Below are 3,571 nucleotides of genomic sequence, written 5' to 3'. Positions count from 1 at the left end.
CGCATTGACAGTCACGGTGACTATGCCTTCAACGCTNGCAACATTCAGATCGAGGCTACCACCGACTTCCAGGGTGACGGACGACGGTCCGGAGATCGAAAGGCCTGTGAGCGCTGGCGGCGGAGGCGCGGTGACGGTCACGGTGACCACGCCTTCAATACCGGCGTTGGTGCTGGATTTCACACGAATGCTGGTCTGGCCGACACTATTGCCGACTACCACGCCATTGTCGTTGACCGAAGCGATCTCTGGATTATCACTCGACCAGGTCAGGATACCGGTATCGGCGTTCTGTGGGCTTGCAACAGCTGTAAGCTGAACAGTACCCGCGCCAAGCTGCAGCGAAGTCACGCCGCTGATCCTGAGCGCACTGACTGTCGGTGGTATGACATCAATCAGCTTGTTGTCCGAGAAGCTGCCGACCGTGGCGGTGATGGTGGCCTGTCCAGCGCTCACCCCGGTTACAAGACCGGCTGCCACGTTGGCTATGGCTGGATTATCAGTCGACCACTGAACAGCACCAAACACGGCATCACCCGGAATGGGCTGAACGTTCAGGGTGAGACTGCTACCAGCGACGACCTGATCAGGGCCGCTCATCACGATGCCTTGCAGGTCAGGCGTAGTGATCTGAATGTCGACCGATTTGCTGATGCCGTTACTTGTCGCGGTGATTGTGGCGGTACCCACACTCAGAGCCGAAATACGGCCACCCGAGGCGATAGATACAATTTCAGCGTTCGAAGTCGACCAGGTAACATCCCGCAGCAGTGCTGTGGCGGGGATAGGCGCCACAATAGCGTTGCTGGACTCGCCACGTACCAGTGTTGTTGGGGCGACCAGGGAGATATCCTCCAAGGGGTCGGGAACAGCACCGCTGTCATCACGAACCGAAATCAGGATCGATTCCGAGATGTTGCCGTCAGCCTGGCTGGTCGCAGTGACGACGGCACTTCCAGGGGAAACTGCTGTCACCACACCTGCCGGATTTACAGCAAGAATATCAGGGCGATCTGTGGTCCAATTCAGGTTCATGTTTGCAGTCGTTCGCGGAAATACGGTGGCGCTTATAGAGCGCGTGTCACTGACTGCAAGCTCCGCAGCATCGACAGTCAGTTCTATTCGGCCAATTTCAAGGACGGAAGCACCAGCGCCTGTACCAGCGGCCACAGCCTGAATCGCCTGGTTGGGGATCGTGCCGAGCAGAGAGGGGTTGTTCGCGCCAAGCTGGCCGAGCGCTGAGTCCAGGATCCCGTCGGTGTTATCGAGGGCGCCGACTTTGAGGTCGTCAAAAAAGGCATCCATAACGTCACCGAGCGTCTGTCCAAGGTCCTGCTGGATGACCAACTGACCAAAACCTGCCAGGAGAATGCCGTAGCGATCGGCCTGACTGAGGGCGCCAGCGGTCACCTGCTTTGTCAGCAGGTTGGTTGGGACCACACGGGTGATGTCACTGACACCAAAAGCCTGGCCAATAGTATTATTGGCGCTGGAGATGCTCACGCCATCGGCTATGCCACCCTTCCACCGAAGCTGTGTGACTGCAAGCGTCGTCAGTGGTGTAACATTGATGGTCGTGCTGCCGACCGAGTTTTCAATGATGCTGTAGGCTTCAAGTTGAATATCGAGGATGGTTTCAGCATTGTCTGCTTCATTGATATAGCGGCCGTTGGTCGCCAGAATTCGTACCGGACCGCGATAGTTGGTGACGTTGCGAATGGCGTAACGGCCTTCGGAGTCGGTAGCGACCGGCGGGCCGACGGGATTCTCTGAATCACCCTGAAACGCAAAGACGTCGGCACCGACAACAGGGCCCTTGACCACCACGCCGGACACCACGGCTGGTCCGCTGCCACCGCCACCGCTGCTTTCGCCGCCACAGGCGACCAGCAGAAACGCCGCCGCTATCGCGCCGCACCAACGGGCGAGGGACCCTGCAGGACCATGAGATCGCACTGACTGAAAGAATCCGTGCATAGCGTTCTTCAACCCAATGATTTAGAGGCAGATTCGGAGCTGTTCACTAGCCTGCGGTGAACAAATGTTAAGGTATGATACTGTTTGTAGCCTTTTGTGAACACTCCGATGTTGCGTATAGCCTGCCACTTCTGGCCTTCCTCCGAAATGCATCCCCAACTTGTGGCGTAGATTCAGGCAGATACAAACTCATTGGTGAAAAAATACGTAGACAGGCTTGAGCACCGCCAAGCTGCCGTGCCCATCCAGGACCGTAGGGGTCGCATCAAGAGGGTCAATTATGAAAGCTATCTGGAAAGGACAGGTTATCGCCGAAAGCGACGATATTGTGGAAGTTGAGGGCAATCGCTATTTCCCCTGGGATTCACTCAACGGTTGCTATTTCATGAAATCCGATACCACCACGACCTGCGGCTGGAAGGGTGAGGCCAAGTATCTGAACGTAGTGGTGGAGGACCAGGAAAACCGCGACGCAGCGTGGTATTACCCAGAGCCGAAACCGGACGCCCAGGAAATCAAGGATAGGGTGGCCTTTGGTTCTGGCGTCGAAGTGAAGGCTTGATTCACAGGCAGGTACCGTCTGCACCTGGTTGCACGTGGTAGTTTTTTAAAGCAATGACTGATCTCGACGGATACAGTTTGCTCAAAGCCTCGTACTACAGTTTGGTTACAGTGTTGTTACAATCTGGCAACATCCTGTTACCCTGACGGCTAGCGTCGTCATGTTTGTTGTTTCCGCTGTTTCGCAGTATCTGACTGCGTATTAACGACGAATTGCTGTAGGAGGTACACGGATGATGGCGGATGTCTATGCGCAGACGGACGAGCGCACTTGGCGAATCCACGCTGGAGCAACTGGTGTGGTGCTTGCCATTCTATTGGCTGGCGATGCGCTGTTCATCGGTCTTCATATTCTTGACACGGTGTCTGATTGGCAAAATCCCGCTTTCAGTCTCGAGGAGGATCGAAGCTTTTCTGAGCTGTATCAGTATCTGAAATGGCTCATGATCAGCCTGTTATTAGGCGTCATCATACTGCGACAGCAGGCGACTGCGTACTTGGTGTGGGTCGTGGTGTTTCTGTACTTCCTGTTCGACGACTCCATGTCGATTCATGAGCAGGTCAGCCGGTCTATCAGAGGTCCGCTAAACCTTTCACATCCTGTGGTCGAGTTCATATTCTCGCTCACCGTCGGCGCAGCTATGCTGTTGATGCTGAGCGTCGCATGGGTGAAGGGTAACGAAGCTTTCAGAAAGTTCTCACTTGATGTGTTCCTGCTCATTGGAGTTCTGGCTTTTTTTGGTGTGGGCGTCGATTTGGTCCACCCTTACGCCTGGCATTGGGATTTGAGCTTTGAAGCAGGATTGGTCGAGGACGGAGGTGAAATGTTTGCTGCGAGCCTGATCGCAGCCTACGTGATTCTGAAGGCTATTTACTTTACCGGGCCCGACACCGTTATGAAGCCTGAGCAGCGCTTTCTTTGTGAGCCTGTGTACAGTCAGTTTCTGAATTATCGGGAGAGTCGCCGGCAAAGCTGAGGCCGCAGAAACAAAAAGCCCCTTTCATTGAAGGTAATGCCAGTCAGTTAAGCCCA

At 54.9% G+C, this 3,571-nt stretch carries 3 protein-coding genes; 2 read left to right on the top strand and 1 reads right to left on the bottom strand.

Features of this window, described 5'->3' with window-relative positions:
- The coding region (locus tag ABD735_RS20070; RefSeq protein ID WP_425548636.1) for an Ig-like domain-containing protein at positions 1-1,305 on the bottom strand (1,305 nt) is incomplete at its 3' end.
- Between the two features lie 952 nt (positions 1,306-2,257).
- On the opposite strand from ABD735_RS20070, the gene ABD735_RS20065 reads away from it, so the two are divergent.
- Complete coding sequence (locus ABD735_RS20065) at positions 2,258-2,539, top strand: DUF427 domain-containing protein (RefSeq protein ID WP_344809871.1); 282 nt, start codon at positions 2,258-2,260, stop codon at positions 2,537-2,539.
- A 232-nt stretch (positions 2,540-2,771) separates the two neighbouring features.
- On the top strand, positions 2,772-3,515 hold the full coding sequence (locus tag ABD735_RS20060) for a hypothetical protein (RefSeq protein ID WP_344809869.1): 744 nt from the start codon (positions 2,772-2,774) through the stop codon (positions 3,513-3,515).
- Positions 3,516-3,571 lie beyond the last annotated feature (56 nt).

This window comes from Allohahella marinimesophila (genome assembly GCF_039538005.1).
In the GTDB taxonomy this organism is placed as follows: domain Bacteria; phylum Pseudomonadota; class Gammaproteobacteria; order Pseudomonadales; family Oleiphilaceae; genus Allohahella; species Allohahella marinimesophila.
The sequence above is the reverse complement of the archived record's forward strand: the minus strand, read 5'-3'. Positions and strand labels throughout refer to the sequence as shown.